Source organism: Acidobacteriota bacterium (genome assembly GCA_016716715.1).
GTDB lineage: Bacteria > Acidobacteriota > Thermoanaerobaculia > UBA5066 > UBA5066 > Fen-183.
On sequence record JADJVE010000019.1, the window covers coordinates 1 to 24,844 of the forward strand.

Below are 24,844 nucleotides of genomic sequence, written 5' to 3' on the forward strand. Positions count from 1 at the left end.
CGAGAGCTCGACGTCCCAGTACGCGCGCGTGGCGGGGGCGTCCAGCCACCAGCCTTCCTCCATGCGCCACGGGCCGGACGCGACGCGCACGCCTCCGGCGGGCCCGGCGTCGTCGCCCGAGAGCGTGCGCAGGGAGACGGGGCGCTCGCCGTCCACGAGAACTTCCAGCTGGACGGCGGGCCTGAGGACGCGCACGGCGAGGAGGCCGCGGCCGGTCTTCGGGACGCGCCGCTCGGGCGGCGGCGGGGGCGGCGCGAAGGGCTCGAGGGAGAAGCGCTCGGGGCGGTGGCCGTCCACGGCCTTGGCGGCGCCGAGGCGGCCCTCGCCGAGGAGCGCGAAGAGCTTCGCGAGCGTGGCCGCGAGGCGGTCGGGCGCGATCTCGGCCGGGCCGAAGAGCGTGAGCTGGCCGCGGCGCGGCGCGTCGGGCACGGCCGAGAGCGAGAAGCCCGTCACGGCGGCGCCGGGCGGGCGGCCCTCGAGCGAGAGCTTGAGGAGGGAGAGCAGCGTCTTGACGTCGCGCGTGGGGGCGGGCAGGTCGACGCTGCGCGTGTCGCAGCCGTCGGGGTCGAGGACGAGCGAGACGTCGAGGCGCACGCAGCCGCACGCGTGCGATTCGAGGCGCCGCGCGAGACGCTGGAGCGCCCCCTCGGCCATGCCGAGGAACGGCTCGAGCGTGAGGAGCGGCCACTCCAGCTCGACGCCTTCCGTGAAGGCCGGCGGTGGCTGGCGCGGGACGAGCGGGCGCGGGTCGCGGCCGCGCGCGATCTCGTGGAGGGCGTGGCCGGCCTCGCCGAGGCGGCTCGCGACCTCGGCGGCGGGGAGCTTGGCGAACTCGCCCACGCGCGAGAGGCCCCAGCGGGCGAGCGTCTCGACGGCCGTGGCGTCGGGGTCGAGCTTGGCGAGCGGGAGCGGCGCGAGGAACGCGGCCTCGCCGCCGTCGGGGACGACGACGGGGGAGTCGGGCAGGGACGCCGCGACGCGCGCGGCGAGCTTGCTGGAGGCGATGCCGCAGCGCGCGGGGAGGGATTCGAGCTTCGCGGCGGCGATGAGCGCGCGGCCGAGGTCGCGCTCGTCGGGGAAGAGGCGCGCAAGGCCGTCCACGTCCACCCAGGCGAGGCCCTCGCCGCCGTCCTCGACGCGCGGCGAGATCGTGCCGGCCGCGTCGAGCAGCGCTTCCTGCGCGGCGCGCTCGCCCGCGACGTCGCGCGGGCGGGCGAGGAGGTTCGGCAGGAGCGCGCGCGCCTGCGGCAGCGTGAAGCCCGGGCGGATGCCGGCGCGCCGCGCCTTCTTCGTGGCGGCGACGACGCGCGCGGCCGTGCCGTTGCCCTCGCAGACGGCGACGGCCTCGTCGGCGAGCGCCGGCTCGCCGCGCAGCCGCGCGGCGAGGGGGAAGAGGGGCACGACGAGACAGGCAAGGCGCATGGCGAAAAGAAAAATTTCTTTGCTTCGGATTTCGGATTTCGGAATTCGGATTTCTTTGAAAGTGAATATCCCCGGCACCCTCCAGCTCAGCGGCTGGCCCCTGCCGCCGCAGCAACCGCAGCGGCCGTTTGCGGCGCACGGATCCCCTCTTCACCTTCTAAGAGAATCTTCTTCTTCTCTTCGTTCTCTTCGAACCTCCCCGCATTCACCGCGTCCAGGAGCTGGAGGCGGAGGGGCGCGTGCGTCTCGCGCACGCGCCCCTCCGCCCCGTGGGCGCGCGTCTTCTCGAGGAAGACGCGCGCCTGAAAGCCCATGAGGAGCGGCATCGCCGCCTGCCGGGCGTCCCAGGACGCGAGCACCGAGCCCGCCGACAGCACGACGTGCGCCGCCGTGCCCGTGACGCGGTACGGCGAGAGGACGAAGAGCGCCGTCTCGTGGAAGCGCGCGCGGCGCGCGAGGCGCAGCCACACGGCGTCGTCGAAGCGCCGGCGCGAGACGCGCGCGAGCCCGAGGTCGAGCACGACGAGCGCAAAGCCGGTGGAAAGCACCGTCTCGCACGCAGAGAGCGCCGTCTTCAGTCCGCGCGGGCGCAGCCAGAGGAGGCGGGGGAGGTCCACGCCCGCGTCGGCGGCGCCCTGCGGGTCGAAGTGGTCTCCGGGATCGACGAGCGCGGCGGCCTCGCCCGTCTGCGTCGCGGCCGCGAGGGCGGAAAGCGCCGCGGAGAACCGCCCGCAGGAAGGGGGGCCCGACATCTCCACGAGGCTGCCCCGCGGCAGCCCCCCGCCCAGCAGCCGGTCCAGCGCGGGCACGCGCGTGGGCAGCGTCGCGGGCCGCCGGTTGCCTCGCTCGCGGTCGGCGAGGTCGGCCCCCGTCGTCAGCTGGGAGGCGATTTCGGGCGGAAGAAGGGGCAGCGCAGGCACCCCCCGAAGCTAGGTCCGGGGAAGGCGTAAGTCAAGCGTAAGTTTGCGGGTCAGGCGCGGTGCTGGGCGGCGGACTCGATCTCCAGCTTGAAGGCGTGCAGGGAGAGGTTGATGTCGCGCAGGAAGAGGACGAGCGACGCGATGAGGCACGCCATGCACGCGATGAAGACGAGCGAGAGGACGACGGCGAGCTCGAGCCCGAAGAGCGCCGTCAGGAACAGCAGGATGATGAGGAGCGCCGCGAGGAGGAGGCTCGTCGTGGCGAGCGCGATCGCGAGGCGGACGATCTGCGCCCGCGCCGTGAGGATGCGCACCTGCGCGATCAGCCCGGTGCGGTCGTCGTCGCTCGCCGTGCGCAGCTCGCGCGAGAGCTGCCGCGAGCGGTCGATGAGCCGCCCGAAGCGGTTCGTCATCGAGAGGAGCAGCAGCCCGACGCCCGAGATCAGGATTACGGGCCCGACGGCGACCTGCAGGAGCGGGACGACGTCGTGCGTGGCGAGGCCGGGGATCCCGGGAATAGTCACGCAGGCGCCCCGGCCGCGATCTCCGCGCGGAGCGCAGCGGGGTCGAGCGTGAACGCGCGCGCGAACCCGCCCACGAACCGCGCCGACTTCGGCCGGATCGCCCAGAAGGAGAAGTCGCCGAGCGCGCCGACGATCTCCTCCATGTGCGGGAACTTCGCGAGGTAGATCTCCTTCGCCGAGTCCTCCTCGGCCGAGCCGTCCGAAAGCTCCGTCGCCTCGCCCGTGAGCGTCAGGCGCGCGAGTTGCTGCGGGTCCTTCTCGCCCGTGTCGGGCAGCGCGAGCATCAGGCTCACGCGCCCGTCCTTCAGGAGGTCCTGCGTGTGGCCCGAGAGCCGGCTCACGTGGATGAACCACACGGAGTGCGTCGGGTCGGGCGCCGCCAGCACCATCGAGACGAACGGCGCGCCGTCGTGCAGCGTGCCGAGGGAGGCGACGCGGTTCTGGGAGACGAGATTGAAGAGAAGATTCTTTGAAAGGGGGTCCATGAACACAGACATTAGCGCGAAGAGGGCCGCGGCGCCTCGCGACGCCCGCGCTCGCTGTCTGAGCGCAGCGAGTTCGAGCGCGTAGGAGCGGGGCGCCTCGGCCCTAGGGAGCGCGTTCGAGCGGTGAGACAATCACCCCATGGCCGACCCCAAGGATCACTCCGGCGAAGTCCACGAGGCTTTCGACGACCTCCACGAGAAGATCGGGAACCGCGCGACGTCCGACACGAAGGTTCGCGTCGAGGCCTTGCGCGAGGCCGTGCTCGCGCAGGACGCGGCCAGCGTGAGGGCCCACCTCGCCGAGATGAAGGAGTCCCACGGCTGGCTCTGGACCGAGCTGACGGCCCATCCCCGCGTCGCCGAGCTCATCGACAAGCTCGCGCTGATGGGCCTCTAGGCGGGGAGCCCGAAGAAGCTCTTCACCCGCTCCGACCGGAACACGAGCAGGCACGCGGCCGTTGCCAGCGCGACGCCGCCGAGGATGATCGCGAGGCGCGTGTACGGAAGGCCCATCGCCCGGCGCTGACCCGCGAACGCCACGAGCGTCCGGATCCACTCCACGACGCCGAGCGCGAGCCCCGCCTGCAGCGCCCGCGCCGCCCACCTCTTCCGCACGAAGAGAAGAGGCAGGAAGAGAAGGAGCGCGAGGGCGAAAAGGGGCAGGTTTCCGGCCCGGAAGAAGTGGGCGGCCAGGACGAGAAACGCGAGCGCGGGGAAGATCGCGAGAGGACCCATGGGGAGACTCTACGCGCCGTCCCTGCAAAGGGTTGCGCATCGCGTCAGGTCTGATTTGTCTGCATCATTTGCCGCGCCGGTTGAGCCTGAGACCATTCGCGTCGAGAGAGGTGACCACCATGGCGATGAAGATCGACGAGACCTGCATCAACTGCGGCAACTGCGAGCCCGATTGCCCGAACACGGCGATCAGCCAGGGCGACTCGTACTACGTGATCGCGGCCGACAAGTGCACCGAGTGCGTCGGCGCGTTCGACGCCCCCAAGTGCGTCGAGGTCTGCCCGGTCGAAGGCTGCATCACGATCGACGCGTCGCTGAACGAGTCGAAGGAAGTTCTCCAGGCTCGCTACCAGCAGCTGCACCCCTGAGCGGCGGCGCCGGGAGGCGCGCTCCGGCGTAACCCGGCACCTCACCGAAGGCGCCCGCCTCCCAGTCGGCGCGCGCCTTCGCCATCTCGTCGGGCGTCCGCGCGACGAAGTTCCACCACATCAGGATCTCCTCGCCGAACGGCGCGCCGCCGAGGACGAGCGCGAGGCTGTCCGCATCGCCCTCGAGGACGAGCGCCTCGCTCCCGGGCGCGACGTACGCCAGCGTCTCCTTCGGAAGGTCGACGCCGTCGGCGCGGATCCTTCCGCGGAGCAGCAGCACGGCGTGCTCGAAGCCCGGGTCCACGGGCAGCGTCGTGCGGGCCGCCGACGGAAACGCGACCTCGGCGCCGAGCGCGGGCGAGAAGCGGCGCGCGGGAGAGGCGCTCTTGCCGAGCGAGCCGTAGAAGATCGTCGCGCGCGCGGCCCCGAAGCCCTCGATCGGGAGCTTGCCGTGGTGTTCGAAGGACGGCGCGGTTGCGCGGTCGGCGTCGGGCAGCGCGACCCAGAGCTGCACGCCCTGCAGGCCCGACGCGTCGCCGCCCGGCGACTCCTCGGAGTGCGCGATCGCGCGTCCCGCGGTCATGAGGCCGAGCGCTCCCGCGGCGACGAGCTGCTCGGAGCCGAGGCTGTCGCGGTGGAGCACGGAGCCCGAGACGAGCCACGAGACGGTCTGGAGGCCGACGTGCGGGTGCGGCGCGACGTCCATGCGGGGCGCGCCGTCGGGGAGCGGGCCGTAGGCGTCGAGGAAGCACCACGGCCCCACCATCCGGCGCTGCCGGCGCGGGAGGAGCCGCGCGACGGACAGGCCGCCGCCGAGGTCCGCCGTGCGCGGCGGGACGAGGTCGACGATCACGCCCTGCCTACGGCCGCGCCGCGCCCGCCGCGGGCGCGTGGCCCGCGGAGCGGTGCGCCGAGAGGCCCGCGACGCCGAGGAGAAGCCCGAAGCCGAGCACGTACCAGAGCGCGGACGTCGAGTCCGTCGCCTTGAGCGTCCCCGACGCCGCGGCGAAGAGGCCGAGCGCCGCGAAGAGCGCGAGTGCGAGAAGGACGCCGCCCGCGATCCGGGACAGGAGTGTGACGGCGGCCGGGCGCGACGGGAACGCGAGCAGGAGGTAGCCCGCGATCGTGAAGAGCGGGAAGAGGACCCAGAGCGTGAGGCCGGGCGCCGCCGTGACGAGTCCGAAGGGCGCGAGGGCGAGGAAGGCGCCGGACGCGACGCCGAGAGCGAGGAGAAGTGCGCCTGCGAGGACGAGCATGGGGAAGGCCTCCGGAGCGATTCTCTCAGAGCGCCCGGGGGCCGGGGCCGCGCTCGCGGCCGACGCCCGCGAGAACCGCCGCCGAGAGGACGTAGAACGCGAAGGCGAGGGCCGTCAGCTCGGGGTCGCCCGGGGCGGCCCACGTGACGTCGGCGTCGTTCAGCTGCCAGAGCCAGCGCGCGAAGAGGAAGAGGAAGGCGTACGCGATCGCGAGGATCGCGGCGCGCCGCAGCGGCGGCGGCGTCCCGTCGAAGAACGTCGGGAAGAACGAGCGCACGAGGGCCGGGGAGAACGGGCTCCCGAAGCGCGCCTTCGCGCGGAGGGCGAAGACGGTGACGGCCGGCAGCCACACGAGGGCGATCCCGAGCTCCAGTGCGATCGGCACGGCGAGCGGGACCGGAGGCCGCCGCAGGATCCACGCGACGTGCAGCGCAAGGCTGCCGAGCGCGCCGGCGAGGCAGAGGGCGAGGAGCGGGACGGTCCAGCGCGGACGCAAGTGTCAGTGCGCCTTCGGTGCCGGCCTGGCGAACGCCGCGCAGGTGCGGTCGAGAGCGTCCTTCACGGCGGGGTCGCTCTCCGAGGCCGACATCTTCTTCAGGCGCCCGGGCAGGTCCCGGCGGGCGGCGGCGGGAAGGCGGGTCGCGAGCGCCGGGAGGTGCGCCTCGACCGCGGAGGCGAGGCTCCGGCGCTCCACGGGGCGGAAGCCTCCCGGGGCTGCGAGGCTCTCGAGACAGCCGGAGACAATTGCCGCGAGCGCGTCGGAGAGCTTCGCGCGCCTTGCTTCCCTCTCGTAGCGGTCTTTCGACTTCTCCCTCTTCTTCGGGGCGGCGAGGAGGGAGTCGGCGAGGGGGACCGTCTCGTGCGAGACGAGGAGCGTGTACGACATGAGCGCCGCCAGCTCGGCGCCGAATGCGCCGTCGTCGCGGTAGGCGGTCGCGTAGACGACGCTGATCCGGTCGACGCCGGCGAGGATCCCCGCGCCGGCCTTCGCGCGCGCGTCGACGGCGCCGGCGCCCTGGAGGGGCGCGAGGTTTTCGGGATCGACGAGGCGGCGGAAGAGCGGGCCGGAATTCGCGCTCGTCCCGCGCGGCAGGCGGGCGGCGCCTTCCTTCGCGACGCTCTCGAGAAGGCCCGCGGCGGCGTCGTAGTCGGCGCCCGTCCACGGCCGTCCCGGGTCGGGCATTCCGCGCAGCGCCCAGCCCTCGAGTGTGATGCTGCGGTCCGGCGCGGGCGCCGCGGCCCGCGGGGGAGGCGTGGCGGCGGAAGCGGGCGGCTCGGGCGCGCGGAAGAGATCCGGGGAGAGGTCGGCGTTCTCGACGGAGACGAGCTGGGCGTCCATCTCGACGACTCCGTCCTTCGACCGGAACGTGCGGACGGGTAAGCCGCCTTCGAGCGTGTACGCGTCGAAGCCTTCGCGCAGGTCGCCTGTCGCGAGGCGCGCCGCGTTCAGGAACCTGACGAAGTGCGCGTTCATCTTCCGGAGATTCGCGCGCGTCGCCGTGTCGACGCCGAGCGCGTTCGGGTCGGCGAGGCAGACGATCTCCGTCGTCTGGCCGGCGCGGCGCACCGCCCACGCCTCGCACGTCCATTTTCCGAACGACTGCGTCGAATGCAGCGGTGTTGCCGCGAACCCGCCGGGCCGGCGGCGGTGCCCCGCGGCGCGCGCGCGCTCCTCAACGACGGCGATCGTGCCGGCGGACACTACGGGGCCGGTCGGCGGGTCGACGGGGACGATCCTGTCGTCCTTCGAGAGGTAGAGGTAGACGACCGTCTTCGGCGCGCCGGGCCCGGTGAGATCCGTCGCCTCCGCCCGCACGCCCTCGGGCGAGACGCGGAGCGTGAGGGACGAACGGTAGGGCGCGCCGTCCTTCGTTCCCTCCTCGGTGAACTTCAGGACCTGCCCGGCGTCGGCGCGCGCCGCGAGGAGCAGGAGGAGACAGGCAGAAGAGCGCGGCGCACGGCGGGATCTTAAGGGGCGCGGCGGGCGCGTCAGATCCTCTCGAGCGTCGCCTTCGTGAACGCGCCGCCCGCGTCGCCCGTGTTGAGCGTCGAGGCGGGCTCGAAGAGGAGGACGTGCGCCTCCTTCTCGGCCACGGGACGGTGCTCGACGCCGCGCGGGACGACGCAGAACTCGCCGGGGGAGAGGTGGACGGTTCCGTCGCGGAACTCGAGGTCGAACGAGCCCTCGACGACGAGGAACATCTCGTCCTCGGCGACGTGCTTGTGCCAGGTGAAGGGCCCCTGGAACTTCACGAGCTTCACGTGCTGGCCGTTCAGCTCGGCGACGATCTTCGGGTCCCAGTGCGTGGGAATGAGCGCGAGCTTCTCGCTGAGGTTGACCTTGGGCGGCGGCATTCCGGCCCTCCTGCGAAGGCGAGTCTCACACTCATCGGCTCGGTCCGGAAGCAGGCACAAGTCGATCCCGTCCAGGTGTTTCGGTATCAATGAGCCGCGGCTCATTTTCTCCGTGACGCGTTGCAGAATCCGTGCTAGTTTCCCACCGCCATGAATCACATCGTCTGCATCGCCTACGTTCCCGACACCGAAACGAAGATCAAGGTCGCGGGCGACGGGGTCTCGATCGACGAGGCCGACGTCAAGTGGATCGTTTCGCCGTACGACGAGTACGCGCTCGAAGGCGCCCTCAAGGCGAAGGAGGCCAGCGGCGGCACCGTCACGGCGGTCACGTTCGGCCCCGCGAGGGCCGACGCGGGCCTCCGCGAATGCCTCGCGCGCGGCGCCGACGAGGCCGTCCGCGTCGCGTCCGACGGGCTGGCCCAGACGGACTCGCTCGGCGTGGCGACGCTGCTCGCCGCGGCGATCAAGACGCTGCCGCACGACGTCGTCTGGATGGGCAACAAGAGCGTCGGCACCGACGCGCAGACGCTCGTCCCGATGCTCGCCGAGCTGCTCGACCTGCCGCACGCGAACCTCGTCACGAAGATGGACTGGACGGGCGCGGGCGCGACCGTGCGCCGCGAGATCGAAGGCGCGCAGGAGATCGTCGAGCTGCCGACGCCGTTCGTCGTCGGCGCGACGAAGGGCCTGAACGAGCCGCGCTACGCGTCGCTCAAGGGGATCATGGCGGCCAAGAAGAAGACGATCGCCGTCAAGACGCCCGCCGACCTCGGCGTGGACGCCGCGAAGATCTCCGGCGACGCCGCGAGCGTGCGCTGGACGAAGCTGGAGCTGCCGCCCGCCCGGCAGGCCGTGAAGCTCATCCCGGCGGACGACCCGGCGGCGGCGGCGACGGAGCTGCTCCGCCTGCTGCGCGACGAAGCCAAGGTCCTCTGAGGAAGAAGAGAAGATTTTCTTAGAAGGTTAAGAGGGAAAGAAGCCATGTCGAACGTCCTGGTCTTCATCGAACAGCGCGACGGGAAGATAAGAAAGTCGTCGCTGGAAGCGCTGACGCTGGGCCTGACCCTTTCTAAGAAAACCAGCGGTTCTCTCGGCGCCGTCATCGCAGGATCCGGGATCTCCGCGCTTTCTTCCGAGCTCGGCGCCTACGGCGCCGCGAAGGTGTTCGTCGCCGACAAGCCCGAGCTCCAGCTGTTCTCCTCCGAGGGCTACACGGCCGCTCTCGACGCGGCCGCCACGGCCTTCGGCCCCTCCATCGTCCTCGTCTCGGCGACGGCGATGGGGCTGGACGTGGCCGCGCGCTTCGCGGCGCGCCGCGGCGTCGGCGTCCTCTCGGACGTGATGGCGCTGGACGTCGAGAACGGCCGCCTCGTCGGCTCGCGCCCCGTGTACTCGGGCAAGGCCCGCGTCGCCGTGACGACCTCGCCCTCGGCCGCGATCCAGGTCGCGACGCCGCGCCCGAACGTCTTCCCGGCCGCGAAGGCCGAGGCGCCCGGCGCGGGCGAGGCCGTCGCGATCGACCCGGTGCTGAAGATCCGCGGCAAGGTCGTGAAGATCGAAGCCGCCGCGGCGGGGGAGATCGACGTGGCCGAGGCCGACAAGATCGTCACGGGCGGCCGCGGCATCAAGGGGCCGGAGAGCTGGCCCATCCTGCGCGCGCTCTGCCACGAGCTGGGCGCGGCGCTCGGCGCCTCGCGCGCCGCGGTGGACGCGGGCTGGATCGGCCACGAGCACCAGGTCGGGCAGACCGGCAAGGTCGTGTCGCCGTCGCTCTACGTCGCGTGCGGCGTGTCCGGCGCGATCCAGCACCTCGCCGGCATGGGCTCGTCGAAGGTCATCGTCGCGATCAACAAGGACCCCGAGGCGCCGATCTTCAAGGCCGCCACCTACGGCATCGTGGGCGACCTCTTCCAGATCGTCCCCGCGATGACGGAAGCGGCGAAGAAGATGAAGGCGTAGGGAAGAAGAGAAGATTTTCTTAGAAGGTAAGAGCGGATAGGGCCCCGCGCGCGACGTCGAGGACCGCGTCCAAGGGGCCTGCCATTGCGGGAGCAGTGGCGCGCGGCGCTCTAGACCGAAGGAAAAGGCCCCGGGGGTGGGGCCTAGATCTGGGCCCTGCGGTTGCCCGGTCGGGGTTATTGGACCGTCGCCGTGAACTCGGCGTACTGCGAGCCGCAGCCGTTCGTGAAGAAGATCCGGACGATGTCGACGCCGGGCTTGAACCCGGGGACGTAGGCGAAGAGGCCGGGCGTGTCCGTCGACTGGAAGAGGCTGCCGGAGCGGTTCTGGATGAAGAGCCAGCGGAGCTCGGCCGGATCGGGGACGCCCGTGACCGTCAGGAGAACCGTGGGCGAGCTCGGTCCCACGATGATGCTGCTCGGCGTCACGACGGGAACCCAGGCCTGCGTGTCGACCGGGATCGTGAGCGATTCGGTCGCGACGTCCGGGCCTCCGAAGATGCCGTACGCGGTGAGCACGGCCGTCGTCGTTCCCGTGATCGTGATGCCGGTCGCGCCGTTCGCGGGGTACGGGTACGCCGCGGGCGCCACGTTGATGGTCACGCCGCGGGAGTTCTCGGTCGTCCACCCGAGGACGATGTTCGACGAACCGCCGCAGCCGCGCGGCGGGTCGGCGGTGAAGGACGTGATGACCGGCGTGCCCGGGTCGACGACGGTCGCCGTGAACGTGGCGACTCCCGGCCCGCACAGGCCCTGAGAGGTGAGGCGCACGACGTCCGTGCCGATCACCGTCCCGGCCTTGTACGTGAACTGGTTCCCGACGACCGTGAACGTCGAGCCCGTGGACTCGTGCGTCACGAACGTGACCGTCACGGCGCCCGCGCTGATCGGGAGGATGCCCGTGGTGGTCAGGCCGATGGCCGTCACGACCGAGGAGGGCGACGGCGTCGGCGGGTCGGTGGGCGGGTTCACGGTGACGCGCTTGGGCTGCGTCGCGGTGGCGCCCGAGGACGCGACGGCCGTGAGGATCACGTCGCCGGTGGCGACGACGGTGATGTTCGTCGAGCCGCTGGGCGGCAGGTCGCCCGAGGCGCCGGCGATGTTCACGTGGTCGGCGCCGGTCGTGATCCACGTCGCGAGGGCCGTCAGGGGCGAGCAGCCCGTGAGCGGCGTGATCGTGAACGCGTTGATCACGGGCGCCGTCGAGAAGGCGCTGCGGACCACGGACAGCGGGATGGCCGCGCCGTCGCTCGTGAGGTTGTCGTTCTTCACGGCGTACGGCATCGCCGAGCCGGACGAGACGCGCGCGCGGATGGCGAGCTTCGATTTCTCGGCGGCCGCCGGGACGAGCGTCGCGAGCGGCTGCTGCGCCGCGGCGCCGGGGGCCGCGAAGATCACGGCCGAACCGAGGAGCGTGCCGCCGTCGAACGCGGCCCACTCGACGTTGCAGCCCTGCGCGCCCAGCGGGCTGCACAGGACGCCGACGTTCGTGCGGGCGCGGCCCGGCGCCGTGGACGTGGAGGCGTCGGCGCCGCCGCCCCAGGCCTCGTCGCCGGCCGTGAGGAAGTCGGAGACGGGGAAGGCCGTGAAGGACGTGGAATAGCGGCCGGTCGGCGTGTCGTTGTACGTCTCCGACCACGCGGAGACCGAGGCGTCGGAGCGGACGTGATAGAGGAATGCGCCCTTGCCGTCCAGCGCGGCTGGGGTCGCGAGGGAGGCGACGCCGCGGCCCGTGAGGGTGAAGGGCGCCGTGGCGACGACCTGCCCGCCGGCGACGAAGTCGACGGAGCCGTTCGCGGCGGCCAGGGAAGACACCGTGATCGTGGTGTCGAACTTCGCGTTGTTGGACCCGGTTCCCCTGGCCCCGGGGCCGCCCCAGAGGTCGGTCCCGGCGGGGGCCGCGGCACGCGCCGCCGAGCCAAGGGCCAGGGCCGTCAGGACGAGGGCCACGGACGCGGTTCCGAAGACGCTTCGGCGAGACTTCATCTCGTTACTCCCGTGTCGGGGAACGCGTTGAAAGGACGGAGATTCCACGACTTATCTTAGCAGAGCGCCCGCGATATCCTCGGCCCGATGATCATCACGCCCACCCAGGCCACCCTCCTTGGAATGCCGGGCACGGTGCTCTTTGCGCTCGTCCTGCTTTCCGCCCTTGCCTTTTTCGCGTACACGATGTCCCGGCGCGTCCAGCTCCTCACGATGGGTGCGGGCCTTCCGGACGACCGGCTGGACCAGCCGTGGGCGCGTTTCGTCCACGTCCTCACGTACGGGCTCTTCCAGAAAAAGATGTTCCGGGACCCCTACGCCGGGCTGTACCACGCCCTCATCTTCGGCGGGTTCATCGTGCTGTCGGTGCGCACGGCGACCCTCGTCTTCGAGGGCCTCTTCCCGGGCGCCGCGCTGCCGTTCCTCGGGCCGGGCTTCTGGGAGTGCTATCTCCTCCTGAAGGACGTCGTCCTCGTGACGACGCTCGCGGGCGTCGTCCTGGCCCTTGGAAGAAGACACGTCTTCAAAAAGGAGCGCCTCGACCCCAGCTTCGACGCCGACCTCATCCTCTGCCTCATCGGGTTCCTGATGATCAGCGACCTCGCCGCGGGCGCGGCGCGCTTCGCGCTGGAGGCCGCAAAGACAGGCGCTGCCGCAAGTGTGGGCTGGGAGCCCGTGACTTTTTACCTTTCTAAGCAAATCTCTTCTCTTTCTTCTTCCTCCCTCCAGTCCATCTATTTCGGCGCGTGGTGGGGGCACCTCGTCGCGATCCTCGTCTTCGCGAACTACCTGCCGTTCGCGAAGCACTTTCACGTCATCACGGCGCTCCCGAACCTCTACTTCGCGAAGCTCGACTCGGCCGGAAAGATGGCGACGTTCGACATCGAGAAGGCCGCCGAGGCCGAGCGCTTCGGCGTCTCGAAGATCGAGGACTTCACCTGGAAGCAGAAGCTCGACTTCATGACGTGCACGGAGTGCGGGCGCTGCCGCGAGATCTGTCCGACGCACCTCACGGGCAAGCCGCTCTCGCCAAAGACGCTCACGGTCGACCTCCGCAACACGCTCTACGCCGAGGCGGACGACCTCATCGACGTGGACTCCGGCCGCGGCGACGGCGCGGCCGCGGCGCGCCTCGCGGAGAGGAAGCCCCTCCTCGGCGGCTGGATCTCGGAGGACGCCGTGTGGGCGTGCACGACGTGCCGCTACTGCGAGCACGCGTGCCCGGTCGGGATCACGTACGTCGACAAGATCACGGACATGCGCCGGTACCTCGTCCTCGAGAAGAGCGAGTTCCCGAAGGAGGCGCAGACGTCGTTCAACGGCATGGAGCGCCAGGGCAACCCGTGGAACCTGCCCGCCGCGGACAGAGGCGCGTGGGCGAAGGATCTGCCGTTCCCGGTCCTCACGATGGCGGAAGCCGCCGAAGCCGGGGGCGTGGACGTCCTCTTCTGGGTGGGCTGCGCGGGCTCTTACGAGGAGCGCGGCAAGAAGGTGTCGCAGGCGCTCGCGCGCCTCCTCCACGACGCCGGCGTCACGTACGCGATCCTCGGGAGCGAGGAAACGTGCACGGGCGACGCGGCGCGCCGCCTCGGGAACGAGTACCTCTTCCAGACGCTCGCGCAGCAGAACATCGAGACGATGAACGGGTACGGCGTGAAGAAGATCGTCACGAACTGCCCGCACTGCTTCAACACGCTCGCGAACGAGTACCCGGATTTCGGCGGGAGATACGAGGTCGTCCACGGGACCGAGCTCGTGGCGAAGCTCGTCGCCGAGGGCCGCGTGAAGCTCACGGAGAAGATCGAGCAGTCCATCTCGTTCCACGACCCGTGCTACCTCGGCCGGCACAACGGCGTCTACGAGGCGCCGCGCGACATCCTGAACGCGATCCCGGGTCTCACCGTGAAGGAGCTGCCGCGCAGCCGCGACGCCGGGATGTGCTGCGGCGCGGGCGGCGGCCGCATGTGGCTGGACGAGACGCTCGGGACGCGCATCAACCAGGCGCGTTACGCGGAGATCCAGGAGAACGGGACGGACGCCGTCGGCGTTTCCTGCCCGTTCTGCATGGTCATGCTCGGAAACGCGAAGACCGAAACAGGCGGGACGACCGACGCGTTCGACGTCCTCGAACTGGCCGTGCGGGCCCTCCCGGCGCACCCGGGAGTGTCCAAACCGGCGTAAACTCCGTCTCAACGTGCCGGACGATCGGAAACCCAAGGCCCCGCCGACGGGTACCGGCGTGAAGCCCGTTCAGCGGGTCGTGGGGCCCGTGGCGCCCCCGGTTTACACGAAGGAAGGCAAGTCGGGTTTCTACAAGCCCGCCACCGCCGACGTGGACGAGCCGCTCGTCACCGAAGGCATGAAAGCCCGGCAGCGCCAGCTGGACAAGAAGCGCCGTGCCATCGCGATGCTGCGCCAGGTCGAGGTCGAGGAGGCCGAGGACCGCTGGCGTCACTACCGCCACTGGATCTACCGCCTCGTCGCCGTGCTCCTCGCCCTCGGCGTCTACGCGAAAATCCAGATGACCTACGGCGACAGGTGGCCGGTCTGGACGGTCTGGATCTTCCTCGGCACCGTGATCCTGACGGCGCTGTTCTGGCTGCTCTGGTACATCGACTACAGCGACTAGAGGCGGAAACCCGCGCCACCCTACTCGTCGTCGAAGATGCCCTTCGGCCTCGACGGATCGGCCTTCGCGCGCTCGAGCGCTTCCTTGAAGGTCTTGTCGAGGATGCTCGACTTGTTCTTCTCGCGCTCGACGGTCGCGGCGAACAGGTCCTCCGCGCGCTCCTTGCGCCGCACGTTCTCCTGGGCGGCCGCCTCGAGCGACCCGAGCTTGTTCTTGTGGGCGACGGTCTCGTGGGACAGGACCGCGCCGGTCTCCCTGTCGACCTTCAGCGTGGCCGCGCACTCGGGGCAGTGGACGAGGAGGTGGTCGCTCATGGCGGGGAGAATTATCCTCTTCCCGTGAGCCCGGACGAAAGCGCCGACTGGAAGAAGCGCCTGAAGGCGCTGGGGATTGCGAGGAAGAGGGGGAAAAGAGGGGAGAAGAAAGAAGAAGATCTGCTTAGAAAGGTGAAGAGGGACCCGCGCAAGGTGGAAAGCGGGCGCGAAGGCGAAGACCTCGCCTCTTCACTACTCGAAGAAAATCTTCTCCGAATTCTCGACCGAAACGTGCGCTTCAAGGACGGCGAGCTCGACATCGTGGCGGACGATTCGGGAACGACCGTCTTCGTCGAGGTGAAGCGCCGGCGGGACTCTTCGCTCGGTTCTCCCGCCGAGGCCGTGACGCGGACGAAGCGCCTGCGCGTCGTGCGCGCGGCCCGCCGGTGGCTGGCGGCGCACCCGGCGCGGGCGCGGTCGGTGCGTTTCGACGTCGTCGCCGTCCTCGGCGACCCGCCCGCCGTGACGTGGATCCGGGACGCGTTCCGCGCCGACGGCGGAGCGTAAACTCCGCGCACGATCGCGACCTCGGAACGGAGCACTTCATGACGGACCTGTCGGGCCGCACGCTCGGGCGCTACCGCCTCGAATCGGTTCTCGGGCGGGGCGGGATGGCCGACGTGTGGCGCGCCGTGGACGTGAAGCTCGCGCGGACCGTCGCCGTAAAGGTGATCCACGCCTCCTACGCCGAGGACCCTCATTTCGCGGAGCGCTTTCTGCGCGAGGCCCGCGTCGTCGCGTCGCTCGAACACCCGAACATCCTGCCGGTCTACGACTTCGGCGAGGAGGACGGGATCCCGTTCCTCGTGATGCCGCACCTCGCCGGCGGGACGCTGCGCGACCGCCTGCGCGGCGCGCCGGCGCCGCTCGGCCTCGCGGCGGGGTGGATCCGGCAGCTGGCCGACGCGCTGGACGCCGCGCACGCCGCGGGCGTCCTCCACCGCGACGTGAAGCCCGCGAACGTCCTTCTCGGAAAGGACGACCGCGTCTTCCTCGCGGACTTCGGGATCGCGAAGATGGTCGAGACCATGACGGGGCTCACGGCGACGGGCGTCGTCGTCGGGACTCCGCTCTACATGGCGCCCGAGCAGGCGCAGGGCCGGCCCGCGAGCCCGGCGACGGACCGGTACGCGCTCGCCGTCGTCGCGTACGAGATCCTGGCGGGCCGGCCCCCGTTCGAAGGCGACAACCCGCTCTCCCTCATGCACCAGCACGTGTCGACTCCGGCGCCCGCGCTCTCGTCGAGGGTGGGGGGCCTGCCCGCGGGCCTCGACGCGGTTCTCGCGGCGGCGCTGTCGAAGGACCCGGCCCGCCGGCCTCCGACGTGCCGCGCGCTCGCGGACGCCGTGTCGGCGTTCCTGCCGGCGGGCGCGACGGCGCCGACGGTGATCCGGACTCCGGCGGCCGCGCGTCCGCCGTCCCTCACGAGCGACGCGACGGCGCTGACGCCGGTCCGCAGGAGCCGCCGGGGGCTCGCGTGGGGCGCCGCCGCCGGCGCCGTGGCGCTGGCGGGCCTCGCGCAGGTCTGGAACGGAAGGTGGAGCGGCGAAAGGCCGGCCGCCGCCGCTCCGACCCCGGCTCCGACCCTTGTCCCGACACTGGTTCCGACCGCGGCGCCGGTGGCGGCGCCGGAACCGACTCCCATCGCACCCGCGCCCGTTCCGGCTGCATCCGTCCCGGCGCCGCCGCCCCGGCCGGCCGTGGCTGCGCCTCCGCCCAGTCGCTCGCTCGGGGAGGTGCGCGAGCGGCTCGACGTCACGACGAAGCCGGACCACCGGCTTTCGAAGGACGACTTCCGGTTCGCGCTCGAGGCGGCCCGGAGCGTCGCCGCCGAGCACCCGAACAACCCCGACGCGCGCGCCCTCGCGACGTACGCCGAGGGCGGCCTCGCGTATGTGGCGGGCAAGGACGAGGCCGCCGGCGCGCTCGCGGCGGAGTCGGCGCTCGCGTTCAAGAGCGCGGGCAGGCAGGATCACCGCGCCCTCCAGCAGCTGGTCGTCCGCCCGGACGGCGCCGTCGTGCCTCCGCGCGGATGGGAGCTGGCCGTCGTCTACGGCGACGCCCGCGGCGAGGCGATGGGGCTGCTCGATGCGGCCGTCCGCGAGAACCCGCGCGACAGGCGCGCGCAGCGCGCCCGCGCGATGTTCCGGCGGCTGCACGGGCTCGAACCGGACGGCCCGGAGCCGCGCCGGGCGCCGAAGCGCTCGCCTTGACAGGAGGAGCCCCGTCCCTTATGTTTCGGGGCTCCTGAGCGGGACTAGCTCAGTGGTAGAGCGCTACCTTGCCAAGGTAGATGTCGCGAGTTCGACCCTCGTGTCCCGCTCCAATTAAAGAGAACGGCCCGGCGAAAGCCGGGCCTTTTTCTTCCTTCGGCAGGCTGTGCCCCGTCACGAGGTCCGGTAGCAGCCGTGGCAGACGAACGGGTTGGAGCCCCCGAACATCGCTTCGCGGACCAGTCGAGCTCTGCGGCCGTTCCAGATCTTCTCGGGAGAGTCCTGCGGCGCCCGGCCGAGGAGGATCTTGTTCGTCATCTGGATGCAGCAGACGAACGCGTCGCCGTTGACGTTGAAGAGAAGCCTCCTCCACGGCTCGCCGCATGCGGCTCGGCGGGAATCGATGGCCTGGCTCCCGCTTGCTCCTGAGGCTTTTGACGTCTCACTTCCCGTCTGCGTTCCATAGAGGATCTCGCAGGAGAACTGGAGGCCGAGCGAACGGGCGCGCTCTCGCGCCTCGCCGAGAATGTCGTCGCGTGCGCGATCGCCTGTCAGCTCCTGCTCGGCGTAGTCGAAGACGAAGCCGTCCGGCGCCACGACGCGTTGCGATCCGCCCGGCTGGATTTCCTGGAACATCACCCGGTCGAGGCCGAGGCGCGCCGCCAGCTCGACGAACGCCGGCGCCTCCGGCAGGTTCAACTTCATGAGGGTCATGTTGATCTCGATCTGCGGGCGAAGGCTTCTCGCGGCGTCCCGGATCTCGCGGAGAGCCTGGATCTTCGAAAGCAAGGCTTCGAAATCCGGCCGTCGCCTGATCCGGAGATAGGTCTGCGCGGTCGCGGCGTCGAGAGAGACCGAAATCCAGCCCAGCCCCTCGCTGACGAGACGCCGACAGACGGCTTCGGTCAGGAGGTGGCCGTTCGAGTTGAAGCCCACGAGGGCGGGCGAGGGGCGCAGCGCCTCCAGAAGTTCGCCGAGAAAGGGATAGAGCAGAGGCTCGCCGGCCCCGTGAAGGCCGACGTTGCGGGCGTTGCGAAGGGGGAGGGGGGGGGGGGGCCGGCCCGGGAACCGTTGGCGTGTCGTGAGCTCCATCTGAAGGGGCGGCGTGGGGCGCGGGATGGAGTGCGCAGGACGCGAGTGCCCCGTATTCGGGGGACGAGGCAATTGTCCCGCGAATGTGGTTGCGACGAATCTCGCCGAGTGCGAGGTACCTCGTGGCCTCGGACAGCGCGTTCTCGTCGGCGAGACGACCCAGCATCTCCTGGTAGAGGCCGTTCACGAACACTTCGTCGCTGGCGCCGGACGAGATGCGCCGGATCGAGGAATCTAGTCGGTTCGCGAAACGCTTCCCGCGCTTCCGGAGTGGAACGGGAAAGCGCCGCCTCAGGTCGTGGCATTCGGGAGACGAGGCGATTGCCCTGCGAATCTGGCCGCGACGAAGCGCGCCGAGCGCGAGGTTCTTCGTTGCTTCGGACAGCGCGCGGCCGTCGGGGGCCCGGCCGAGCATCTTCCGGTAGAGACGCGTCGTGAACTCGACGTCGTTCTCGCCGGATGAGAGTCGCCTGATCGAGGATCGAGCTGGTTGAGGAGCTTTCGGGCGGCGGCAGGGGGGGGGGGGGGGGGGGGGCGGGGCGAACGGGGGACCTCAACTTCCGGCGCGGGCCCGTGGCGCCGTAGAGGGCGCCCAGGGCGTCTGCGAGGGCCTCGGCCGAGAACCGCGCCTCGAACGTCGCGCGCGCCGCGCGGCCGAGACGCGTGCGCAAGTCCGGGTCGCCGAGCAGGCGCCCGAGCGCGTCCGCGAGGGCGCGGGCGTCGCCGGGCGGGACGAGCAGCGCGTCTCTTCCGTCTGTGACGTCCTCCGGAATGCCGTCGCACGCCGAGGCGATGCACGCGCGGCCGGCCTGAAGAGCCTCGAGGAGCGCGAGCGAGCCGCTCTGCTCCGATTTCGAGGGCAGGACGAAGACGTCGGCGCGAGAGAGGACGTCGAAGGCGTCCTCGACGTACCCGGGAAGCGACACGCGTCCGCCGAGCGAGAGCCGGCGCGCGAGCGCGCGATGCGGCTCGAGAAGCGGGCCGGCGCCGACGAGGCAAGCGCGAAACGGCACGCCGCGTGCCGCGAGGAGCGCGAGCGCCTCGAGCAGGACATCGCCGCCCTTGCGCGGATCGTGGCGCGAGACGGCGACGACGAGCGGGCCGCCGGCGGCGTCGAGCGCGCGAAGCGCGTCCGGCAGGTCGCCGGTCTCCGGCCGCGGCGGCTCGAACGCGCTCTCGGAGGCGTACGTGACGCGCCGGATGCGGAGGCCCTGCCCGTGCCGCGCCTCGAGGAGGCGGCGGACGGACTCGTAGTTGACGAGGACGAGATCGGCGTCGCGGTAGCCCCGCCGCTCGTAGGCCGATGTGGCGAGAGCGGCTGCGTGCTCGAGAAGGAACGCGGCCTTTCGCGCCGCCCCGTCGGCGGGCGAGGCGCCCTCGATCTTCGAGAGTGTCTCGTCGGCCAGCGTCGTGTAGGCGCTTGCGAGGACGCGGGGCGGAAGGCCGCGTTCCGCGAGGCGGTCGCGCGCGGCGGCGGCCGCCCAGCTCCAGACGCCGAATCCGTGCACGACGCGGGCGCCCGTTTCGGCGACGGCAGCCTCCACGGCGCGCCGGAGCGCGAGCGCGTGGCCGGGGATCATGAGCTGGCGAAACGGCCGCGCCGGCGAGGCCGCGCGGCGGACGACGCCGTACGGCGTCTCGGCGAACCCGGCGGAGGGACCCACGCAGACGAGGTGCGGCGTGAATCCGGCGGCGACCGCGGCCCGGGCATGGGCGCGCACGTAGGCGGAGTGTCCGCCGTCGCGCTCCGACCGCGGGTCGCGGCCCGCGACGAGAACGACGTCAGGCAAGCGCAGGCACGGGCGCCGGGCGCGCCTTCGCGATCGCGTCGGCGACGAAGTCCACGTCCGCGTCGGACAGGGCCGGGCCCGAGGGCAGGTAGAGCCCGCGCCGGCAGAGGTCCTCGGCGACGGGGTAGCGCTCGCCGCGATACGCCGCGCGATGGATCGGCTGGACGTGGATCGGCACGAAGTACGTGCGCGTCTCGACGCCGCGCGCCGCGAGCGCGGCCCGGAGCGCGTCGCGCGAGAGGCCGAACGCGTCCTCCACGAGTACGCCGTACATCCAGAACACGCTCGAGACGTCCGGCGCCTCGGATGGGAGCGTCAGGCCCGGGAGGCCGGCGAGCCGCGCGTCGTAGCGCCGCCGGTTCTCGCGGCGCGCGGCGACGAGTTCGGGCATCCGCTCGACCTGCGCGAGGCCGACGGCCGCCTGCATGTTCGTCATCCGGTAGTTGTAGCCGAGGTAGGTGTGCCAGAAGTGGCGCTCGTCCGAGAACGCGTGGTCGCGCAGGCGCCGGACGACGCGCGCGAGGGCCGCGTCCTGCGTCGTGACCATGCCGCCCTCGCCGGTCGTGACGATCTTGTTCCCGTAGAAGGAGAACGTCGCGGCGTCCGCGAGGCTTCCGACGGGGCGGCCGCGGTAGAGGGCGCCGTGCGCCTCGGCCGCGTCCTCGACGACGAGCAGCCCGTGGCGGTCCGCGAGGGCACGGACCGGATCCATGTCCACGGGGTGGCCGTACGTGTGAACGACGAGGATCACCCGCGTGCGCTCGGTGATGCGCGGCGCGATCGTCGCGGCCGAGACGTTGCACGAGCCCGGCGCGGCGTCCGCGAGGACCGGCGTCGCCCCCGTGTAGCGCACGGCGTTTGCCGTGGCGATCATGCTGAAGGCGGGCACGACGACCTCGTCGCCGGGGCCCAGCCCGAGCGCGGCGAGGACGAGGTGGAGGGCCGCCGTCCCGGACGAACACGAGACCGCGTGCGCGCACCCCGTGGCGCCGGCGAAGGCGTCCTCGAAGCGGCGGACGAACGGCCCCGCCGAGGAGATCCAGTTGGACGTCACGCACTCCGTGAGGTACTTCAGCTCGTTGCCGTCGAGGCGCGTCTCGCAGACCCGCACGACGCGGCCCGGCGCGAGCGTCGGCTCGGGCCCCGGCACGAGGTCGCCGAGCGATTCCATCTCGCTGGGGTCAAGACGCGTTTCGTCGAGCATCCAGTTCTCCTGAAAGGGGGGCCGTGATCCATTCCGCGAGGGCCGTCGAGCGCAAGAGCGCGTCCGCGGAGACGGACGGGCTCTCGGCGGGAAAGGCGCCGCCGTAGATCGCCGAGAGGCGCGGCGCGAGGAGCGGATCGGCGAAGCGGAGGTAGCCCGGCCGCCAGCCGGGCTCCGCTCCGACAGCGGCTGCGGCGTTGCGGCGGCGGAGCCTTCGCCACGCGAGGAGCGCCCGCGCGCCCCGGGGAGAAAGAAGTCCCGTGGCGCGGCCCCGCGCGAGCGCGGCCGCGACGCGCCGCGTCGGGATCGCGCGGATGTCGCGCACCCTCTGCTCGCGAATCCGGCGCGCGACGAGGTCGCCCGGGAGCGCGGAGGGCCCCGGAGCCTCGAAACGGAAGTCGGACTTCGCGACGAGGAGGCGGCCGAGGTCGATGCCGACGTCGGCGGGCGCGCCGCCCGCCGCGAGAATGCCGAGCGCGACCGTCAGGCACTTCGAGCACCGGCTGCATGCGGATTCCCGTTCGCCCACGGACCAGCAGGAGTACTGAAGATCGCGGAGGCCGGCGTAGCGCGTGACGAGGAGGCGCTGCACCTGGTGGGCGTGCAGGGCGGCCGTCAGCGTCGAGATCGTGGCGCCGGACGGGCGGAACACGGCGTCGAGCGAGGCCAGCGTCGACGCGGCGTACATGAAGTGCGTGTGCTGGACGGTCTTCCCGTCCCGCTCGACGTTCTCCTGGACCTCGTTCTCGGATGCGACGACGAAGTGCGTCGCGCCTTGCGCGAAGCCCGCCGCGAGGAGCGCGCCGAGATAGAGAAGCGTGTCCGTCGTTTCGCTGACGGCGAGCGGATAGCCCATGTGGTCCGCGAAGTCGTTGGCCGTCGCGCTCCGGAAGTCGGACGCCACCTCGACGAGCGTGAGCGGGCGGCGCCGCGGGATCTCGTCGAGGATGAACCGGCGGCGGGCCGTGCCGTGGTCGTGGAGCGGCGGCAGGGGGGACGTCGTCGTGACGAGGATGGGCCGCTCCGTCAGCTCGGCGATGAGGCCCGCCGTCAGCAGGCTGTCCTTGCCGCCGCTGAACGCGGCGGCCCAGCGCCCCATGTCCCGCACGGGACGCCAGGCGGGGGCGGGGCGCGCGCCCTCGAGGAGCGAGACCGCGCGCGCCGTGTCGGACGTGCCGCGCGTGGCCTCGAGCGTGTCCACCGCCGCGTCCACGAGGCGCAGCCACGTTTCCGCCTCGCCGGGCTCGAGCCGGACGGGCAGGCGGACCTCGCACGGCCTGAGGAGCGCCCAGTGCGGGTGCAGGCAGAGGAGCGCGACGCGCCACCAGAGCGCGGGCGGAACCGCGGCGACTTCCACGGACGCGGGAAATTCCAGCGTGAACGACGTCCGGCGGTACAGGGGCGACGCGGGCTCGACGCTCCACCGGAAGGTCACCGCACGGGCGCCGATCTCGGGTTCGAGGAGCCGGATGCGGTTCACGGGCGGTCCTCGAGGCCGAGCGCCGAGCGGACGGCGTGGCGGGCGATCCAGTAGCGGAGCGCGAGCCGGTACCATTTCGACCGCCACGTGCGGTGGAGCTCCTCGCGCGAATCGTCGAGGACGATGGGCTCGGGCGGCGGCGGAGCAGGTGGAATCCGTCCGAACAGGGGATCGAGCCCCCCGGCGAGCCACGTCGTGACGGTCCACTGCGCTCCCCGCGCCAGGAGGAGCTCGCAGAAGAGCCGGGCCGCCGCGACGTCCCGGCCCGCCGGGCCCGAGAGCTCGCCCACGAACCCGAAGAGGTCCTCCATGACGAGCCCGTGCCGCGCGTAGAAGTGGGCGATCGGCTCGCAGTAGCGGATCGCGTGGGCGACGTCCGCGGGGGAGGTTCCGGCGCGGTCCTTGGGAACGTGGTGGTGAAGGGCCAGGGCGGCCGGGCAGCGGCGGAGCGAGCCCGGCGCCTCGCGCTCGACGCGGAAGCCCCACTCGTTGTCCTCGTGGTACGCGGCCATCCCGGTGTCGAGCGGGAACCGGGCGAGGGCCTCGCGCCGGTAGAGGACGCACGCGCCGCCCACCCAGCGGCACGGCCCCGCGGGCTCTTTCGCGACGTCCTCGAAGGGGCGTCCCGCGCCGAGCGGGACGAAGCGCACCGTTCCGTCGGCGACCTCGAAATCGCCGCCGCAGATCTGGGTCCTGCCGTCCGGGAGGACGACGTTCGCGGCCGCCGCGAGCGCGGAGGGCTCGGCGTCCAGCGTGGCCACGAGGTGCTCGAGCGTCCCCGGGAACACCTCGGCGTCGTCGTCGAGAAAGAGGACGTACTCGGTGTCGACGAGATCGACCGCGCGATTGCGGCCGCCGGCGCAGCCGAGATTGCGGTCGAGAAGCTCGACGGTGACGCGCGCGTCGCCGCCGGCCTCCTGCCGGAGCGCCTCGCGCGTGGGCGGCGAGGAGGCGTTGTCGACGACGAGAGCGCGCCACGGCAGCGCCGCGCCGTCGCGCAACGACCGCAGGGCCTCGCGAACGCGCTCGGGACGGTTCCACGAAAGGACGACGGCCGTGACGCGCGGCGCGGCCCCCGAACCCGGGACCGCGTCCCACGGCTCGAGGCCCTCGCGCCCGGCCGCCTCGAGCCGCGCGTGGACGCCGCCGGCCGGCCGCGCCGGAGCCGGGACGGCCGCCCGCGGGGAGGCGGTGGTGCGGCCCGCCGGAGAGGTCGCATCGAGGCGGACCACGGGAAAGCGGCCGTCGAGCGCGAAGGCGGCGATCGCCGGGAGCTTCCGGGTGCGCGACGCGGCCCACTCGACCGTCTTTCCGAGGAGCGCGCCCGCGATCAGGACGTGCGCGCGGTCCGTCCGGATGAGGGCGTGCCGCGCGAGCGCGTGGAGCCACTCGTCCAGCGTCGCGCAGGCGACCGAGACGTCCACGTTGCCGGGAGGGAGCGGCATCCGGCCCGCGGCCTCGCGGTCCGTGCGGAACGCGTCGAGCGTGCCGTGGCCCGGCCGGCGGTAAGGCTCGTAGTCGAAGTAAAACGCCGTGTCGTGCGCGAGCCGCGCGTCGCAGAGGCCGCGGATCCCGTCGAAGGATTCGCGCTCGCGCGCGAAGATCGTGGCGCGCGAGACCTCGAGCGCGTGCCGCACCTCGGGCACGGAGACGTCGAAGGACGAGGGCAGGACGACGACGCGCTCGAAGCGCCGCTCGAGGACCGGCAGGAGCGGGGGCATCAGCTCGTGGTACGGGCCGCACCACGCGCCGCTCCCGCAGAGAACGGCCACCTCGCCCCGGGCGCCCGGAACGTCGGCGAGGCCGATCTCGCGCGCCAGGACTCCCGCGAGCAGGGCCCGGGACCCGGCGGCGATGAGCTGGTCCCCGACGTTGCCGGCCCCGCGGACGAACGTGACGTCCCTGGACTCGCCCACGGCGGCCAGGATCGAGCGGCGGCTCGCCTCGACGTGCGCGGCGTGGCCGGCATCCGGGCCGGGAGTGTCTCCGCTCTCCGCCGCGGACGGCGGGAGGACCGCGGCGACACCGTGCGGGTCGCGGGGCTGAACGCTCATGGGGAAGACGCGGATGATAGATCAGTCACGCCCGCGCACGGGAGCACGAACGCCGG

Annotated in this window: 24 protein-coding genes, 1 tRNA gene and 2 pseudogenes; 9 read left to right on the plus strand and 18 right to left on the minus strand. The window is 72.0% G+C overall.

Annotated features, from left to right (window positions below; genetic code table 11):
• The 4 genes from IPL89_17485 to IPL89_17500 all read right to left on the minus strand — a co-directional run.
• Positions 1-1,422, minus strand: a 1,422-nt coding sequence (locus IPL89_17485; GenBank protein ID MBK9064955.1) for a DNA polymerase Y family protein, incomplete at its 3' end; no start/stop codon positions are given.
• Positions 1,423-1,508: 86 nt separating this feature from the next.
• Positions 1,509-2,342, minus strand: a complete 834-nt coding sequence (locus IPL89_17490; protein ID MBK9064956.1) for a hypothetical protein — start codon at positions 2,340-2,342, stop codon at positions 1,509-1,511.
• Positions 2,343-2,392: 50 nt separating this feature from the next.
• Positions 2,393-2,851 carry a DUF2721 domain-containing protein gene (locus IPL89_17495; protein ID MBK9064957.1) on the minus strand — a complete coding sequence of 153 codons (459 nt, stop codon included), beginning with the start codon at positions 2,849-2,851 and terminating at the stop codon, positions 2,393-2,395.
• An 11-nt stretch (positions 2,852-2,862) separates the two neighbouring features.
• Complete coding sequence (locus IPL89_17500) at positions 2,863-3,351, minus strand: pyridoxamine 5'-phosphate oxidase family protein (GenBank protein MBK9064958.1); 489 nt, start codon at positions 3,349-3,351, stop codon at positions 2,863-2,865.
• 139 nt (positions 3,352-3,490) lie between these two features.
• Between IPL89_17500 and IPL89_17505 the strand changes: the two genes are divergently transcribed.
• Positions 3,491-3,748, plus strand: coding sequence for a hypothetical protein (locus IPL89_17505; protein ID MBK9064959.1), 258 nt, complete (start codon positions 3,491-3,493; stop codon positions 3,746-3,748).
• Here the strand turns inward: IPL89_17505 and IPL89_17510 are convergent.
• Positions 3,745-4,086, minus strand: a complete 342-nt coding sequence (locus tag IPL89_17510) for a hypothetical protein (GenBank protein ID MBK9064960.1) — start codon at positions 4,084-4,086, stop codon at positions 3,745-3,747. The two genes, IPL89_17505 and IPL89_17510, sit on opposite strands and share 4 nt — an antisense overlap.
• Positions 4,087-4,205: 119 nt before the next feature.
• On the opposite strand from IPL89_17510, the gene IPL89_17515 reads away from it, so the two are divergent.
• Positions 4,206-4,454, plus strand: coding sequence for a YfhL family 4Fe-4S dicluster ferredoxin (locus tag IPL89_17515; protein MBK9064961.1), 249 nt, complete (start codon positions 4,206-4,208; stop codon positions 4,452-4,454).
• Here IPL89_17515 and IPL89_17520 read toward each other — a convergent pair.
• From IPL89_17520 to IPL89_17540, 5 genes are all read right to left on the minus strand, one after another.
• On the minus strand, positions 4,384-5,307 hold the full coding sequence (locus IPL89_17520; protein ID MBK9064962.1) for a pirin family protein: 924 nt from the start codon (positions 5,305-5,307) through the stop codon (positions 4,384-4,386). The genes IPL89_17515 and IPL89_17520 overlap by 71 nt on opposite strands.
• A gap of 7 nt (positions 5,308-5,314) precedes the next feature.
• Positions 5,315-5,710 (minus strand): hypothetical protein, encoded by a 396-nt coding sequence (locus tag IPL89_17525; protein MBK9064963.1) that lies wholly within the window; start codon positions 5,708-5,710, stop codon positions 5,315-5,317.
• A 25-nt stretch (positions 5,711-5,735) separates the two neighbouring features.
• Positions 5,736-6,206 carry a hypothetical protein gene (locus tag IPL89_17530; GenBank protein MBK9064964.1) on the minus strand — a complete coding sequence of 157 codons (471 nt, stop codon included), beginning with the start codon at positions 6,204-6,206 and terminating at the stop codon, positions 5,736-5,738.
• 3 nt (positions 6,207-6,209) lie between these two features.
• Entirely contained in the window at positions 6,210-7,526 is a 1,317-nt protein-coding gene (locus tag IPL89_17535) for a hypothetical protein (GenBank protein MBK9064965.1), read from the minus strand.
• Positions 7,527-7,699: 173 nt separating this feature from the next.
• Positions 7,700-8,065, minus strand: a complete 366-nt coding sequence (locus tag IPL89_17540) for a cupin domain-containing protein (protein MBK9064966.1) — start codon at positions 8,063-8,065, stop codon at positions 7,700-7,702.
• A 150-nt stretch (positions 8,066-8,215) separates the two neighbouring features.
• On the opposite strand from IPL89_17540, the gene IPL89_17545 reads away from it, so the two are divergent.
• The gene (locus tag IPL89_17545) at positions 8,216-9,004 is read left to right on the plus strand and encodes an electron transfer flavoprotein subunit beta/FixA family protein (GenBank protein MBK9064967.1); all 789 of its coding nucleotides are present in this window, start codon (positions 8,216-8,218) and stop codon (positions 9,002-9,004) included.
• A gap of 45 nt (positions 9,005-9,049) precedes the next feature.
• Positions 9,050-10,027: an electron transfer flavoprotein subunit alpha/FixB family protein gene (locus IPL89_17550; protein MBK9064968.1), complete on the plus strand. Its 978-nt coding sequence runs from the start codon at positions 9,050-9,052 to the stop codon at positions 10,025-10,027.
• 176 nt (positions 10,028-10,203) lie between these two features.
• Here the strand turns inward: IPL89_17550 and IPL89_17555 are convergent, their stop codons facing one another.
• Positions 10,204-12,012 (minus strand): hypothetical protein, encoded by a 1,809-nt coding sequence (locus IPL89_17555; protein ID MBK9064969.1) that lies wholly within the window; start codon positions 12,010-12,012, stop codon positions 10,204-10,206.
• 87 nt (positions 12,013-12,099) lie between these two features.
• On the opposite strand from IPL89_17555, the gene IPL89_17560 reads away from it, so the two are divergent.
• Both IPL89_17560 and IPL89_17565 read left to right on the plus strand, forming a co-directional pair.
• On the plus strand, positions 12,100-14,193 hold the full coding sequence (locus tag IPL89_17560; protein MBK9064970.1) for a (Fe-S)-binding protein: 2,094 nt from the start codon (positions 12,100-12,102) through the stop codon (positions 14,191-14,193).
• A gap of 58 nt (positions 14,194-14,251) precedes the next feature.
• Positions 14,252-14,641, plus strand: coding sequence for a hypothetical protein (locus tag IPL89_17565; GenBank protein MBK9064971.1), 390 nt, complete (start codon positions 14,252-14,254; stop codon positions 14,639-14,641).
• A gap of 20 nt (positions 14,642-14,661) precedes the next feature.
• Here the strand turns inward: IPL89_17565 and IPL89_17570 are convergent, their stop codons facing one another.
• Positions 14,662-14,955 (minus strand): hypothetical protein, encoded by a 294-nt coding sequence (locus IPL89_17570; GenBank protein ID MBK9064972.1) that lies wholly within the window; start codon positions 14,953-14,955, stop codon positions 14,662-14,664.
• A gap of 153 nt (positions 14,956-15,108) precedes the next feature.
• Here IPL89_17570 and IPL89_17575 point away from each other — a divergent pair, with 153 nt between their 5' ends.
• From IPL89_17575 to IPL89_17585, 3 genes are all read left to right on the plus strand, one after another.
• Entirely contained in the window at positions 15,109-15,462 is a 354-nt protein-coding gene (locus tag IPL89_17575; GenBank protein ID MBK9064973.1) for a YraN family protein, read from the plus strand.
• Between the two features lie 38 nt (positions 15,463-15,500).
• Entirely contained in the window at positions 15,501-17,168 is a 1,668-nt protein-coding gene (locus tag IPL89_17580) for a serine/threonine protein kinase (GenBank protein ID MBK9064974.1), read from the plus strand.
• Between the two features lie 38 nt (positions 17,169-17,206).
• Positions 17,207-17,281, plus strand: a tRNA-Gly gene (locus IPL89_17585).
• Positions 17,282-17,342: 61 nt separating this feature from the next.
• Here IPL89_17585 and IPL89_17590 read toward each other — a convergent pair.
• From IPL89_17590 to IPL89_17615, 6 genes and pseudogenes are all read right to left on the minus strand, one after another.
• The gene (locus IPL89_17590) at positions 17,343-18,260 is read right to left on the minus strand and encodes a radical SAM protein (protein ID MBK9064975.1); all 918 of its coding nucleotides are present in this window, start codon (positions 18,258-18,260) and stop codon (positions 17,343-17,345) included.
• 49 nt (positions 18,261-18,309) lie between these two features.
• A pseudogene (locus IPL89_17595) lies at positions 18,310-18,675 on the minus strand (DUF4214 domain-containing protein).
• A gap of 181 nt (positions 18,676-18,856) precedes the next feature.
• Positions 18,857-19,462: pseudogene (locus IPL89_17600) on the minus strand (glycosyltransferase).
• A gap of 580 nt (positions 19,463-20,042) precedes the next feature.
• Entirely contained in the window at positions 20,043-21,221 is a 1,179-nt protein-coding gene (locus tag IPL89_17605; GenBank protein MBK9064976.1) for a DegT/DnrJ/EryC1/StrS family aminotransferase, read from the minus strand.
• A 10-nt stretch (positions 21,222-21,231) separates the two neighbouring features.
• A complete protein-coding gene (locus IPL89_17610; GenBank protein MBK9064977.1) occupies positions 21,232-22,734 on the minus strand; it encodes a hypothetical protein in 1,503 nt (500 codons plus the stop codon).
• Entirely contained in the window at positions 22,731-24,788 is a 2,058-nt protein-coding gene (locus IPL89_17615) for a glycosyltransferase (protein ID MBK9064978.1), read from the minus strand. Before IPL89_17615 ends, IPL89_17610 begins: the two co-directional genes overlap by 4 nt.
• Between the last annotated feature and the right edge of the window lie 56 nt (positions 24,789-24,844).